Source organism: Pseudomonadota bacterium (assembly GCA_040752895.1).
Classification (GTDB): Bacteria; Pseudomonadota; Alphaproteobacteria.
In genome coordinates, this window is record JBFMHN010000001.1 from 207764 (window position 1) to 219513 (window position 11750).

General features: G+C 60.9%; 10 protein-coding genes and 1 riboswitch. Of the genes, 5 read left to right on the forward strand and 5 right to left on the reverse strand.

Going from position 1 to position 11750, the window contains the following annotated elements; translation table 11 throughout:
• Nucleotides 1-150 precede the first annotated feature (150 nt).
• Nucleotides 151-480 (forward strand): hypothetical protein, encoded by a 330-nt coding sequence (locus AB1781_01120; GenBank protein MEW5703179.1) that lies wholly within the window; start codon nucleotides 151-153, stop codon nucleotides 478-480.
• Between the two features lie 9 nt (nucleotides 481-489).
• Here AB1781_01120 and AB1781_01125 read toward each other — a convergent pair whose 3' ends face one another.
• From AB1781_01125 to AB1781_01145, 5 genes are all read right to left on the reverse strand, one after another.
• Nucleotides 490-1323, reverse strand: coding sequence for a helical backbone metal receptor (locus AB1781_01125; GenBank protein MEW5703180.1), 834 nt, complete (start codon nucleotides 1321-1323; stop codon nucleotides 490-492).
• Nucleotides 1314-2057, reverse strand: coding sequence for a glycerophosphodiester phosphodiesterase family protein (locus AB1781_01130; GenBank protein ID MEW5703181.1), 744 nt, complete (start codon nucleotides 2055-2057; stop codon nucleotides 1314-1316). The genes AB1781_01125 and AB1781_01130 overlap by 10 nt, the downstream gene beginning before the upstream one ends.
• Before the next feature lie 81 nt (nucleotides 2058-2138).
• Complete coding sequence (locus AB1781_01135) at nucleotides 2139-3428, reverse strand: pentapeptide repeat-containing protein (protein ID MEW5703182.1); 1290 nt, start codon at nucleotides 3426-3428, stop codon at nucleotides 2139-2141.
• A 102-nt stretch (nucleotides 3429-3530) separates the two neighbouring features.
• On the reverse strand, nucleotides 3531-4787 hold the full coding sequence (locus tag AB1781_01140) for a pentapeptide repeat-containing protein (protein ID MEW5703183.1): 1257 nt from the start codon (nucleotides 4785-4787) through the stop codon (nucleotides 3531-3533).
• Nucleotides 4788-5049: 262 nt separating this feature from the next.
• Nucleotides 5050-6375, reverse strand: coding sequence for a pentapeptide repeat-containing protein (locus AB1781_01145; protein MEW5703184.1), 1326 nt, complete (start codon nucleotides 6373-6375; stop codon nucleotides 5050-5052).
• A gap of 197 nt (nucleotides 6376-6572) precedes the next feature.
• Nucleotides 6573-6769, forward strand: a riboswitch (cobalamin riboswitch).
• 313 nt (nucleotides 6770-7082) lie between these two features.
• Between AB1781_01145 and AB1781_01150 the strand changes: the two genes are divergently transcribed.
• From AB1781_01150 to AB1781_01165, 4 genes are read left to right on the forward strand one after another with little or no spacing between them, the layout of a single operon-like run.
• Nucleotides 7083-9095, forward strand: coding sequence for a TonB-dependent receptor (locus AB1781_01150; GenBank protein ID MEW5703185.1), 2013 nt, complete (start codon nucleotides 7083-7085; stop codon nucleotides 9093-9095).
• On the forward strand, nucleotides 9095-9925 hold the full coding sequence (locus AB1781_01155; protein MEW5703186.1) for an ABC transporter substrate-binding protein: 831 nt from the start codon (nucleotides 9095-9097) through the stop codon (nucleotides 9923-9925). The genes AB1781_01150 and AB1781_01155 overlap by 1 nt, the downstream gene beginning before the upstream one ends.
• A 5-nt stretch (nucleotides 9926-9930) precedes the next feature.
• Nucleotides 9931-10953, forward strand: coding sequence for an iron ABC transporter permease (locus AB1781_01160; GenBank protein ID MEW5703187.1), 1023 nt, complete (start codon nucleotides 9931-9933; stop codon nucleotides 10951-10953).
• Nucleotides 10950-11747 (forward strand): ABC transporter ATP-binding protein, encoded by a 798-nt coding sequence (locus AB1781_01165; GenBank protein ID MEW5703188.1) that lies wholly within the window; start codon nucleotides 10950-10952, stop codon nucleotides 11745-11747. The genes AB1781_01160 and AB1781_01165 overlap by 4 nt, the downstream gene beginning before the upstream one ends.
• Nucleotides 11748-11750: the final 3 nt, after the last annotated feature.

The window sequence follows — 11750 nt, forward strand, 5'->3', positions numbered from 1 at the left end:
AGCCGCCTCGGCCGGGATAGGGGCGCAATTTGAACCGTAATTCTATCAAATAATATTCGCTATTTTAAAATAAAAAATAATAATAAATCATAAATCGTAAGCATAGTTTAAATATTGATTAACATGATTACTGTAGCCTGATTTCGGGTTTTGGAGGAACAGGCGATGCAATCCATTATGGATCGGAAAAGTTTCCGCGTTGTCCGAGCTTTCCTGTTGGGGCTGGCATTTGCGGTTGTGATTACACTGGGGGATGTTCCTTTCGCCTCCGGGAAGCTGGACCCCCTGTGGTCGTTCGGCTTGAACCAAATGGAGGTTGCGCCGGCGCAAATGGGGCCTTCGGCGACGTCGCCGGAAAAACGCCAGCCGGCTTTTGCCGGGCGACCGCCGGCGTTCGAGGGGGATGCGGAGGTCCAAGCGCGTGCGCGCCGGCTGATGACCCTGCTGGTAATCGCTTTTTTGCAAGAGGCGGGTCATTAGACCTCCGGCCTAGCTCGCCTCGCGCTGGATCCGTTCCGCGAAGTCGCGGAGATAGCAAAGCCCCTGGATGGCGCGCGAGCCATACCAGGAAGTCATCTCGCCATCGATCCGGGCAAGCCTGACCCCTTCGCAGGCAAACCGTGCCCGGAAGGCTTCTACGTCCGCGGGTGTGAAGGCGTAAGGCTCGCTTGGGAAAAGAACAAGGTCGGTCTCCTTCAGGCAAACCCTGCTGATTTCGATGGTGGGGTAGCGTTCCGGTCCTTCGTTGCCGACCGTTTGCCAGTGGAGAAGGGCCAGGGTTGCCGCGATATAGGTGTCGCGGGCGACCGTCATCCAGGGGTCCTGCCAGATGAGGTAAAGAACCTTTCGGTTTGGCCAGTCTTCGGCCGCCGCCGCCAGTTCCGCATAGGCTTCGAGGAAGCGGGCGGACAACCTTTCCGCTTCCGCCTCCCGGTCGAAAAGGCTTCCCATCAGGCGATAGAGAGGAAGGTTGTCGAGGGGCGCAAGCGGGTGCGTCACGATTACCTCGATGCCGGCTTCTGCGATCGCCTCCGCCATTGCTCTGGGGTTTTCATCCACGTTGACGATCGCATGGCTCGGCCGCAGCTCCTGCAAACGTTCCATCCGGATTTTCTTCGTACCGCCAAGGCTCGGCACGCGTGCGACCCCTTCTTTCGGATGGATGCAGTAATGGGTGCGCCCGACGATATGGTTGCCTAAGCCCAGATCAAACAGCAATTCCGTGACGCTTGGCACCAGCGAAACGATGCGCGCGTTTCCCTTGGCCGGCGCGTGAATGACGCCGCCGGCGTCCCTCCGGGTTTCTTCGGCCGCTATCGCCATCGCTCCGGCTCCGGGTAGTCCGTGAAAATGGCGTTGACGCCCCAGCCGCGCAGCACCCTCGCGCGTTCCGGGTCGTTCACGGTGTAGGCGAGTACGGCGTAGCCGCCGGCAAGCAGAAATTCGGTTTTGGCCTTGGTCAGCAGGTCGGCGTTCGGATGGACGGAAACGCAGCCCGAGGCCCGTTCGGCCAGGACCACCTCGTTCGGCACGTCCCGCACGATGAGGCCGCGCGGAAAGTCCGGCACGACAAGGGCGGCTTTGCGAAGGATCCGTGGCTGGCTTGCCGAGATCAAGGGCGGTGGTTTCGCGTTTGGCCAGAGATCTTGGAGAAGGGTGACGACAGCCTCCGCAACGGCTTCTTCTCTCTCCGCTTCGGCCTTGATCTCGACGTTTGCGAACAGGCCTCGCTCGGTGCAAAGGGCGACGAACGCGGCCAGTGTCGGCACCCGTTCACCGGCGAACTCGGGCGCGAACCAGGCGCCGGCGTCGAGGGCCGCGACCGTTTCGTAGGAGGTTTCGGCGACCTTGCCGCGGCCGTTCGTCGTTCGATCGAGGGTGGCGTCGTGGAGAAGGACAAGCTCGCCTGTTGCCGTCTGTCGGACGTCCACCTCGACCCAATGTGCGCCAAGATCGGCGGCGCGGCGAATGGCGGCGAGCGTGTTTTCAGGCGCGCTTCCGCTGGCGCCGCGATGGGCAATCACCGGATTGAGCCAGGGCAGGGGGCCTTGGGGCATGTGTCTTCTCCGTCAGGCTTTGCATGGCAAGCCTGGACGGCTTTTCGGGAAGACTCAAGACGGCGTTTCAAAAAAACGGTGTTACGCCGAGGCCGCCTCGCGGCCCAGTTCACCGAAGAAAGCCCCCTCCAGGTTGGCGCCGGTGATCGTCGTCTTGACCAGAACGACGTTTCGCAAATCGGCACCGCGCAGATCGGCCTGGCTCAGGTTGGCGCCCGTTAAATCCGCTCCCTGTAGGCAGGCGTCGAGGAGGGAAGCGCGGCTCAAATTCGTTGGCCAGATGCGGCCCGTGGAAGTGCCGTTCGGGTCCCGAAGCTCGACCGGGAAAAGCCGGGCGCGGCGAAGATTGGTGCCGCTCAGATCCGTTTCCGAAAGATTGGCGCCGGCCAGCATGCACCCTTCCAGGTTAGCACCCTGCATGGCCGCACCGGAAAAATCGGTCAGCTCGAAAAGGCTGTCGCGCAGATTGGTTTCCGAAAGGTTGGCCCCCTTGAGGCTGGCGCCGCTTAGGTCCAGGCCGGAGAGGTTGAGCCAGCTCAAGTCATACCCGTCCAGCACGGCCTGCTCGCCTTTCGCCCCACGTGTCGCGATCCATTTCTTATGGGAGAGAAGAATGGCCTCGACCGTCTTTTGTCGCAGTTCTGGCGCCGAGGGAAGTTTTGCCTTGTGAAGCTTGGCGAGGGACAGCGGAACGTCCACAATTTTGGCCGTTTCGAGATTGGCGTTCGTGAAGTTTGTCCCCATCACGTGTGTCTTGACGAGTATGGCGTTGCTCAGGTTGCAATTCGCAAGGTTGGTGCTTTCGAGGTTCGCGCTGGAAAGGTTTGCCTGGGTCAGGTTGGCGCCTTGAAGATCCGCGTTTTGAAGCCGGACCCCGATCAGGTTGGCGCTTTGAAGGTCTGCGCCGACGGCCGAGCACCCCTTCATGTCGGCGCGCGTCAGATTGGCGCCTCTTAGAATGGCCTCGTCCAGAACGGAATGACCAAGATTGCTGCCGACGATCTGCCAGCTGCCTTTCTCGCCCACGACGGCGAGGCGGCCTTCTCTCAAGTCGGCCTTTTCCAGCGTGGCACCACTCAGGTCGGCCTTGTAAAGATTAACGCCGTGCATGTCGGCGCTTTTAAGATTTGCGTTTTTCAGGACCGAACCGGAAAATTCCGCCGCGTACAGATCCGCTCTTTCGAAATTGGCGTCGGTCAGGTTGCAGTTTTTCAGATTCGCGCCGTTCAGGCTGGCCCGGCTTAAATTCACGCTCGAAAGGTCAAGGCCGGAAAGGTCGACTTTCGACAACTCGGCTCGCTTGCCGTCCGTCTTGCCCTGCAGCCATTTCTCGTGTTTCTGGATAAGCCCCAGGATTTCATGCGGAGTCATGTTGGTCCCCCTTCGAGGGCGAGGCGGAAGGGTTTTTCCTTTGCCGTCCCCTTAAAATACGAATGATCTCCCGGCCGGAGATCGGGAAATTGGCTCTGCCGGTCATGGGGCAGTCCCGCCGATCGGGATAGCCGCCAGTGTCGTGCATTCAAGGATCGCCCGCGTGAAAATCGTGTTCTTCAGGTCCGCTCCGCGGAAATCGGCCTGGGTCAGATTCGCGGCCGTGAAATCGGTCTCGGTAAGACGGGCATCGGTCAACGTTGCCCGGGTAAGGTTGGAAGGCCAAAGCCGCCCGGTTCGTTCGCCCAGCGCGCTCCGGATCTCGACCGGGACAAGCCGGGCCTTGGCAAGGTTGGCCCCCTTCAGGTCGGCGCCCGTCAGATTGGCGCCGGCGAGAAGCGCGCCTTTCAGGTCCGCGTTCCGAAGGTTGGCGTAAGAGAGATCGGCCAGTTCGAAGACGCCACGCCGAAGGTCCGCCCCGGTGAAATTGGTTCCCTTGAGGCTGGCGCCGCTTAGCTTGACACCGGCAAGGTTTTGATTGCTGAGATCGAGGCCGTCGAGGATGGCCCGTTTGCCGGTTTTGCCATGGCTTTTGATCCACTGCAGATGGCTCTCAAAAATCGACTCGAGCGATCCGGCCCGTTTTGCGAGCGAAGGCGGTAATTTTGCCCCGTGCAGGCCCACGGATCCGAGTATCGTATTCCTGAGATCGGCGGTGTCGAGGACCGCGTTGGAAAAATCCGCACCCGTCGCATCTGTCTGCCGAAGGGACGCACCGGAGAAATTTCCGCCGGAAAAATTTCCGCCCGTCAGCCCGGCGTTGGTGAGATTTGCGTCGTTCAACTTGGCGCCCCGCCAGTCCGCGTTTTCGATCTGGGCGTTGACCAGGGTGGCGCCCGTGAAGTCGCCGTCTTTGGCCGAACTTCTCCGGAGGTCGGCGCCGGTCAGGTTGGCACCCATCAGCTCGGCCTCGTCCAGATTCGAATCCGAAAGGTCGACAGAAATAGCGATGGCCTTCCAATCGTCCGATTCGCCCCAGACGGCGACGCGGCCTTCCCGCAGGTTCGCGCCTACCAGCTTGGCCCGCTTCAAGGTGGCCTTGTGCAGGTTGGCGCCTTGCAGGTCGGCGCCGGTGAAGTCCGCGTGCACGAGGTTCGCAAGCGAGAGGTCCGCCGTTGCCAGGCGGGCATTCGATAGGTTGGCGCCGTTCAGGTTACTGCGTTGAAGGATGGCGCCGCTCATTTCGGCCTGGCTCAAATTCGTATAGGAAAGATCCGCGCCGATGAGGTTGAGCCTGGCCAGGTTCGCCTGCTGGCCGCCGCTCTTGCCCTCGAGCCACCGTTCGTGCTTTCGAAGCAACCTTAAAATATCCTTAGGCAACATGGCCGACTCTCTCGACAAGCGCTTTCGTTGCGCGGAGGTAATCGCTTTTTTCGAAATGCTATAAGATCAAATTGCCTAAGTATTTCAATAAGTTTCGATTCGGATTCGCCTGAAATTTTGTCAAATTTTGTCTAAAATTTTTCCGATCCAGCGCAGCCGCGAGATAGCGGCGCTTTATGTGAAAGCCGGTTCGGTCGTTAAGAAAGATTAGCGAGGTAGGGGAAGGGGCGGCTCTCGGTCAGGCGGGCCGTTTTGCGGTTTCCGCAACGCTTTCCTCGATGACGCCGTTGAAGGGCAGGACGCCTTTGAACAGGACGCCTTCCAAATTAGCGCCCTCGACGATGGCGTCGATCATAATGGCGTTCTGAAGGTCTGCCCAGCGCAGGTCCGCGTTGCTGAAGTTCGCCGACGTCAGGTCGGCGTCGGCCAGGCACGCATCCAGAAGGGTCGCCCGGGTAAGATTGGCCGGCCACCAGCGGCCCGTCGTCTTTCCTCTCTGATCGAGAAGTTCCACCGGCACGAGGCGGCTCTTGCAAAGATTGGCGCCGGTCAAATCCGCCTCCATGAAGTTCGTTCCGGCCAGATGGCTGCCCTCGAGGTTGGCGCCTTGAAGAATGGCGCCGCCGAGGTCGGCAAGTTCGAACCGGCACCCGTGGAGGTCCGCCTCGGTCAGGTCGGCCCCCTTCAGGCTGGCGCCGCTGAAATCCGTGCCGGCGAAGGTTTTGTTGCTGAGGTCATAGCCGTCCAGATTGGCCCGCTCGCCCTCGCGTCCACGGCTTTCGATCCAGCGCAGATGTTCCTCCAGAACCGTCTTAAGGGGCTTGCTCGCTTTCTGGGGTTCGGTCGGAAGCTTCGCCTCGGACATGTTTGCCAAGGCCATGGGAACGTCCGTCAGGTTCGTTGTCGTAAGGTTGGCGTTTGTAAAATTGGCCCCCGTCACATGTGCCTTGACGAGGTTGGCGCCGTCGAAATTGCAGCCGGAGAGATTGGTGTCTCCGAGATTGGAGCTGGCCATGTTCGCTTTCGTCAAATTTGCGCCCTGAAGGTTTGCGTTCTGAAGCTTGACGCCGATCAGCTTGGCACCGCTAAGATCGGCGCCGACGGCCGTGCAGCCCTTCATGTTGGCGCGTGTTAGATTAGCGCCCTTCAGGATCGCGTCGTTCAGGATGGATTGACCAAGATTGCTGCCGACGGTTTTCCAGGTGCCGCGTTGCCGCGCATCGATGAGGCGGCCTTCCCTTAAATCCGCCTTTTCAAGATCCGCACCCGTCAAATCCGCCTTGTAGAGATTGGCGCCATGCAAATCGGCGCTCTTGAGGTTGGCGTTCTTCAGGATCGACAGCGAAAGGTCCGATGCGTAGAGGTCCGCTTTTTCAAGGTTGGCGCCGCTCAGGTTGCAGTTCTTGAGAATGGCGCCGTTCATACGGGCCTTGGCGAGGTTGGCAAAGGAAAGATCCAGCCCGGAAAGGTCCAGCGCGGAAAGGTTGGCCCGCTCGCCATCCGCTTTGCCGGCTAGCCACCTCTCGTGCTTCCGAAGAAGCCGAATGATTTCATAAGGTGTCAAAAGAGCACCTGCCGATCCAAGCCTCGCGTGCCGTTTTTCATCCCACAGGGAAAAATGCACCAGCCTAGTTTGATACGCCATGGCCTGTTAAGGAAGGACTAAGAAAACCAAAGACGCAGAAACGCCGGGAAGGGGACCCCAATTCCCGCCGCCTTTGCTTCACCGCGTCTTTCCGGTTGAGCGTCGCCCGAAACTTCGCTAGGGTTTCCTTCGACGGTTCCCCCATTTGGGGATGAGAAAGGGAACACGGTGCGACCCGATGGGTTCATGCCGTGGCTGCCCCCGCAACTGTATGCGGAAGATGCGTCCAAGAAAGCCACTGGGAAACTGGGAAGGCTGGACGCGAACGCTAAATCCGCAAGCCAGGAGACCTGCCGTCGAATGTCACCACCGTTGGGCGGGGTTGTTCCGGCGGCTGCGGGTTTCCGTAGACGGTGACATGGCTTCGTAAGAAGGATGTTGTCGGCTGCGGAGGGTCCCATTCGATGTTTTTTTCCGACGGCTTAATCTCTCGCGGGCGAGGGCGGTTGCTCTTGCGCGCCATCTCTTCTTCGTCACAGTTCTTCGGGGGCAGCAAACCTACCGTCCGCTTGTCCGTCACGGCATCGATCGCCGGGCGGGTGGAAAGAAGCGGAAGAACCCGGGCGCCTGATCGGGCCGGGTTCTCCCGTGAACGGGAAATCCCATTCACACAGACGGAGTCTGCAATGCCCACTTCAGTAAAAAGTTTTCTTGCGCCGAACTTCTTCCTACGCCTGAAACGCGGGACGGTTTTATTTCTCCTTTCTTCTCTGACCTTCCTGCCGCTGCCCGCCTTTTCGGCGGAGGGCGAGGAGGGGAAAGAGCCGGCCACGTCGACGCTTCCCGAGGTCGTCGTTACCGCCACGCGCATTGCAACACCCAGGGAGCAGGTTGCCTCCTCGATCACCGTGATCACGGCGGACGAGATCGCGCGTCGGCAATACCGCGTGATTGAAGACGCCCTGCGCTCCGTGTCGAGCTTGAGCGTCGTTCGCAACGGCGGCCCCGGTAAGAACACGGCGGTCTTTAGCCGAGGCAGCAGCGCAAACCATACGCTCGTCCTGCTCGACGGGATTGAGATGAACGATCCCAGCACGCCGGACGGCCGGATGAATTTTGCCGGTCTTCCGATCGAGGATGTCGAGCGGATCGAGGTTCTGCATGGGCCACAGGGCACTCTCTATGGTTCGGACGCGATCGGTGCCGTCGTCAACATCATCACGAAAAAAGGCTCGGGCGCGCCGACAGCGACGCTGAGCCTGGAAGGCGGCTCCTTCGACACTTTCCGCCAGATGTTAAATCTGCGCGGCGGGGAAAAGCTCTTCGATTACTCCGTCACTTTCCAGGGCGTTACGACCGACGGCGTCTCCGTCGCGCCGGCCCGTTTTACGCCGGCCGGAAGCGTGAAGGACAAGGACGGCTATGACAATCAGACCGTTTCCGCCAATCTGGGCATCACGCCGAACGAGATCCTCGCGTTCCGCTTCACGGGCCGCTTCACGGATCTTCGGAATGACCTCGACCTCAACGTCTTTCCCATCCAGGCGGACAACGACAGCCACGACGAAGAGGATCGCCTTTTCCTGGGCGGGGAGGCTTCCCTCTCGCTTTTCGAGGGCCGCAGCGAGCACCGCCTCGCCGCGACCTACACGGACTATAACCGGATCGTTCGGGACGATCCGGACGCCTTCAACCCGTTCGATTTCTTGCGCAGCAAAGCGGTCGGCGAGAAGCTGAAATTCGAGATCCAGAACGACTTCCGCTTCGTCGAAAACCATGTCCTGACGCTTGGCCTGGAGACCGAGGAAGAAAAAATCAAAACAAGCACGGATTCCGATAGCCTGTTCGGTCCGTTTACGTCCGCGGCCAAGGCGGACGTGCAGACGAACGCGGTCTATCTTCAGGACCAGTTTGCTTATCGCGACCGTTTCTTCGGGACGCTTGGCGTCCGGTTGGACGATCCCGACAGCTTCGGCTCGGAAACCACCTATCGCATAGCGCCCGCCTACCTGCACCGCGAGACGGGCACGAAAGTTCGCGGCGCCTATGCGAAAGGCTTCAAGGCTCCCGCCTTGTTCCAGCTTTTCGGTTCCTCGATCTCCGGCTTCGGCGTCTTTTCCGGCAACCCGAATCTGAAGCCCGAAGTCAGCCGGGGCTGGGAGATAGGTTTTGACCAAGGTCTCTTCGACCGGCGTCTGACCGTCGGCGTCACCTATTACGAGAACGACATCAAGAACCTGATCGAAGGCACTGCCACGACAAACCTGAACATCGGCAAGGCCGAGACGAAGGGGGTTGAGGTAACCGCCACGGCAAAGCTTCTCGAAAACCTCGACCTCGATGCGCGCTATGCTTATACGCGGGCGGAGAACAGCACGACCGGACAGGAACTTCTGCGCCGGCCCTTGCACAAGGCGGGTTTTGACTTTGCTTACCGGCCGATCACGGAACTCCGGCTCAACCTTGGCGGAACCTATATCGGCCGCCGCCATGACATCGACGCCCTTACCTTCGGACGCGTCAAGGGCGCCGGCTACTTCCTGGCCGATGTCGCCGCCACATACGACGTGGCGGAAGGGTGGCAGGCTTTCGGCCGGCTCGAGAACGCCTTCAGCCACAAAGTCGAAGACCCGGACGGTTTCGGGCAGCCGGGCTTTGCTTTCTTCCTGGGGCTGAAGAGGTCTCTGGAGATTTTCTGATGTTTCGATGGGGCGGTGCGTTCCTGGTTGTCGCTTTTGTCGGGGGGTTCCTCGCTCATGCGGCGGAAGCGCGGCCGGAACGCATCGTCTCCATCAATCTTTGCGCGGATCAACTGCTGCTTCTTCTGGTCGAGCCTTCGCGTATTCGCTCCTTGAGTTACTACGCCCTCGACCCCGAAGAATCTTATTTTGCCGAGCGGGCGAAGCCCTTTCCCATCAACCATGTGACGGCGGACGAGGTGCTGGCGTTCGAGCCGGATATCGTCCTGGCCGGCTCCTATACGAGTCGTTCGACGGTTGATCTTTTGAAACGAAGAGGAGTTCACGTTGTCGAGCTTCCGGTGCCGACAACGCTTACCGAGGTGCGCGCGCAATTTCTGGAGGTGGCGGAACTTCTGGACGCCCGACCGAAAGCCGAGGGCTTGCTTGCCGAAATGACCGAACGGCTGGAGGCCGTTTCCGCCCGTGTCAAGAATACGCAAAAACCGTTGGCGGCGGTTTATTTCGCGAACGGGCTGACGGCCGGCAAAGGGACGCTCATGGACGACGTCATGCGCGTGGCTGGCATCGAAAACCTGGCCGGTCGTTTGGGTATCGAAGGCTATGGCAGTCTTTCCCTTGAACGCCTGCTGGTGAGCCAGCCGGACATGATCATTCTCGGCCAGCTCTCGCCGGAGAGTCCTTCCCTTGCCCGCTTGGTGCTGGAGCATCCCGCCTTCCGGCTGTTGCACGCGCACGCGAAGACGGTGGCGGTGCCGCGCCGCTTGTGGACGTGCTGGGGGCCCTTTACGGCGGAATGGGTCGAGCGCCTGGCGGAGGCGCGGCCATGATGGGTATGCCAGCACCCGGAAAAACGGTCGGCAAGGCCGCGTCGCTTTTTCCGCTGGCGGGCGGGCTTTTCCTTCTCCTCCTGGTTCTTGCCGCGCTCTCCCTTTCCCTCGGCAAGGTGGACGTACCGTTGCGGGAAGCGATCCAAGGGCTGTTCGCGGAGGACCCGCCGCTCACCTCCGTCCTGCTTTTCGAAATCCGTCTGCCGCGTACGATCCTTGCGATCCTTGTCGGCGGCAGCCTGGGCCTTTGCGGGGCGGCGTTGCAGGGGCTTCTTCGCAATCCGCTGGCCGAGCCGGGCCTGATCGGGATTTCCAGCAGCGCCGCCTTGGGTGCCGTCTGCATGCTTTATTTTGGGTATGCGCAAGTCTTTCCGTTGGCGTTGCCGATGGGCGGCATCGCGGGCGCGCTTGTCGTCGTCTTTCTTCTCTATGGGATAGCGGGCCGCGATGCCAGCATCCTGACTTTGATCCTCGCAGGGGTCGCCATCAGCAGTTTTGCCGCGGCATTGACGTCGCTTGCCTTGAATCTGGCGCCCAGCCCCTATGCCGCCTACGAGATCGTGTTCTGGCTTCTTGGCTCACTCGCTGACCGCAGTTTCGATCACGTGATGCTGGTGGCGCCTTTGATGTTCCTGGGGTGGGTCTTGCTGATGAGTACGGGCCGCGCGCTCGATGCGCTTTCGCTTGGCGAGGAAACGGCGTCGACGCTTGGCTTTCATCTTCCGCGGGTGCGCTTTGCCGTCATCGTCGGCACGGCGCTTGCCGTCGGCGCGGCCGTTGCCGTGACCGGCGGCATCGCTTTCATCGGCCTTGTCGTGCCGCATTTGCTGCGTCCACTCGTCGGTCATCAGCCGAGCCGGCTTTTGGGCATCAGCGCACTCGGGGGTGCGGTTCTTTTGCTGGCCGGCGATATTGCGGTGCGCGTTTTTTCGCCGGGGCTTGAACTCAAGCTCGGCGTGCTGACAGCGGTGATCGGGGCCCCCTTCTTCCTGTATCTCATCCTCAAGACCCGGAGGGAGATGCGATGAGCCTGGTCGAGGCAGAGGCGCTCACGGTTCGCTTCCGCGATCATACCGTTCTCGATGGGACTGGTTTGGCGGCGGCGAAAGGCGAATTGATCGGCCTCATCGGCGAGAACGGCGCCGGCAAGACAACGCTGCTGCGCGTTCTTGCCGACCTTCAGCCGACGGAGAAGGGCGAGGTACGCTTCGCCGGCGATCCGCTCGGCCGCATCCCGAAACGCGTCTATGCCCGCCAGATGGCCTATCTTCCCCAGGCCGCTTCCAGCCACTGGCCGCTCGAGGTTCGCCACCTCGTGGCCCTTGGCAGGCTTCCCCACCGGAACCCGTGGCAGCGGCTGGCCACCGCCGATTTCGAACGTGTCGAGGCAGTCCTTCGCTGGACGGATACGCTGCACCTTGCCGCCCGCACGGTGACGACGCTTTCAGGCGGCGAGCGCGTGCGCGTCATGCTGGCCCGGGCGCTTGCTTCCGAGCCGAAACTCTTGCTTGCCGATGAGCCGGTCGCCTCCCTCGATCCCTATCACCAACTTCAGGTCATGGAGCTTCTCCGCGAGGTTGCAAAACGGGGCGCCGCCGTCCTCGTCGTTCTTCACGACCTCACGCTTGCGGCACGCTTTTGCGACCGGCTTTTGCTGCTGCATGCGGGCAAGGTCTTGGCGGAAGGCTCGCCGGCAAACGTGCTGACGCCGGCGAATCTGGAAAGGGCTTATGCGATCACCGCCGAGTTCGGCGAGCGCGAAGGCGAGCGCTACCTGCTGCCCTGGCGGCGGCTGGATCGAAAGCCCGGCGCGGCGGAGTGAAGC